At 52.1% G+C, this 2,469-nt stretch carries 1 rRNA gene; it reads left to right on the top strand.

The features are described from left to right. A 23S ribosomal RNA gene (locus AB4323_RS21005) occupies window positions 1–2,469 on the top strand; the annotation flags it as partial.

Raw genomic sequence — 2,469 nt, 5'->3', positions numbered from 1 at the left:
TAAAGGGTGATAGCCCCGTAACCGACACATCATAATCAGTGAAAACGAGTAGGGCGGGACACGTGATATCCTGTCTGAATATGGGGGGACCATCCTCCAAGGCTAAATACTACTGACTGACCGATAGTGAACCAGTACCGTGAGGGAAAGGCGAAAAGAACCCCTGTGAGGGGAGTGAAATAGAACCTGAAACCGTGTACGTACAAGCAGTAGGAGCACCTTCGTGGTGTGACTGCGTACCTTTTGTATAATGGGTCAGCGACTTAATTTTAGTAGCAAGGTTAACCGTTTAGGGGAGCCGTAGGGAAACCGAGTCTTAACTGGGCGTACAGTTGCTAGGATTAGACCCGAAACCAGGTGATCTAGCCATGGGCAGGTTGAAGGTTGAGTAACATCAACTGGAGGACCGAACCGACTAATGTTGAAAAATTAGCGGATGACTTGTGGCTAGGGGTGAAAGGCCAATCAAACCTGGAGATAGCTGGTTCTCCCCGAAAGCTATTTAGGTAGCGCCTCGGACGAATACTACTGGGGGTAGAGCACTGTTAAGGCTAGGGGGTCATCCCGACTTACCAACCCTTTGCAAACTCCGAATACCAGTAAGTACTATCCGGGAGACACACGGCGGGTGCTAACGTCCGTCGTGGAGAGGGAAACAACCCAGACCGCCAGCTAAGGTCCCAAAGTATAGCTAAGTGGGAAACGATGTGGGAAGGCTCAGACAGCCAGGATGTTGGCTTAGAAGCAGCCATCATTTAAAGAAAGCGTAATAGCTCACTGGTCGAGTCGGCCTGCGCGGAAGATGTAACGGGGCTAAGCTATACACCGAAGCTGCGGCTACGTACCTTAGGGTGCGTGGGGTAGGGGAGCGTTCTGTAAGCCGTTGAAGGTGGTCTGTAAGGGCTGCTGGAGGTATCAGAAGTGCGAATGCTGACATGAGTAACGATAAAGGGAGTGAAAAACTCCCTCGCCGGAAGACCAAGGGTTCCTGTCCAACGTTAATCGGGGCAGGGTAAGTCGACTCCTAAGGCGAGGCCGAAAGGCGTAGTCGATGGGAAACGGGTTAATATTCCCGTACTTCTTACAATTGCGATGGGGGGACGGAGAAGGCTAGGTGGGCCTGGCGACGGTTGTCCAGGTTCAAGTACGTAGGCGGGTGGTTTAGGTAAATCCGGACCGCTACTAACGCTGAGATACGATGTCGAGCTACTACGGTAGTGAAGTCATTGATGCCATGCTTCCAGGAAAAGCCTCTAAGCTTCAGATTGTAAGGAATCGTACCCCAAACCGACACAGGTGGTCGGGTAGAGAATACCAAGGCGCTTGAGAGAACTCGGGTGAAGGAACTAGGCAAAATGGTACCGTAACTTCGGGAGAAGGTACGCTCTTATCAGTGAAGTCCCTTGCGGATGGAGCAGACGAGAGTCGCAGATACCAGGTGGCTGCAACTGTTTATTAAAAACACAGCACTGTGCAAAATCGTAAGATGACGTATACGGTGTGACGCCTGCCCGGTGCCGGAAGGTTAATTGATGGGGTTAGACTTCGGTCGAAGCTCTTGATCGAAGCCCCGGTAAACGGCGGCCGTAACTATAACGGTCCTAAGGTAGCGAAATTCCTTGTCGGGTAAGTTCCGACCTGCACGAATGGCGTAATGATGGCCACGCTGTCTCCACCCGAGACTCAGTGAAATTGAAATCGCTGTGAAGATGCAGTGTACCCGCGGCTAGACGGAAAGACCCCGTGAACCTTTACTACAGCTTGGCACTGAACATTGAACCTACATGTGTAGGATAGGTGGGAGACTATGAAACCGCGTCGCTAGATGTGGTGGAGTCGTCCTTGAAATACCACCCTTGTAGTTTTGATGTTCTAACGTTGGTCCCTGAATCGGGATTACGGACAGTGCCTGGTGGGTAGTTTGACTGGGGCGGTCTCCTCCCAAAGAGTAACGGAGGAGCACGAAGGTGGGCTAAACACGGTTGGACATCGTGTGGTTAGTGCAATGGCATAAGCCCGCTTGACTGCGAGAATGACAATTCGAGCAGGTGCGAAAGCAGGTCATAGTGATCCGGTGGTTCTGAATGGAAGGGCCATCGCTCAACGGATAAAAGGTACTCCGGGGATAACAGGCTGATACCGCCCAAGAGTTCATATCGACGGCGGTGTTTGGCACCTCGATGTCGGCTCATCACATCCTGGGGCTGAAGTCGGTCCCAAGGGTATGGCTGTTCGCCATTTAAAGTGGTACGCGAGCTGGGTTTAGAACGTCGTGAGACAGTTCGGTCCCTATCTGCCGTGGGCGTTGGAAAATTGAAAGGGGCTGCTCCTAGTACGAGAGGACCGGAGTGGACGAACCTCTGGTGTTCGGGTTGTCATGCCAATGGCATTGCCCGGTAGCTAAGTTCGGAATCGATAACCGCTGAAAGCATCTAAGCGGGAAGCGAGCCTTGAGATGAGTTTTCCCTG

Source organism: Vibrio sp. 10N.261.52.C11, assembly GCF_041471405.1.
GTDB lineage: Bacteria > Pseudomonadota > Gammaproteobacteria > Enterobacterales > Vibrionaceae > Vibrio > Vibrio crassostreae_C.
The sequence above is the reverse complement of the archived record's forward strand: the minus strand, read 5'-3'. Positions and strand labels throughout refer to the sequence as shown.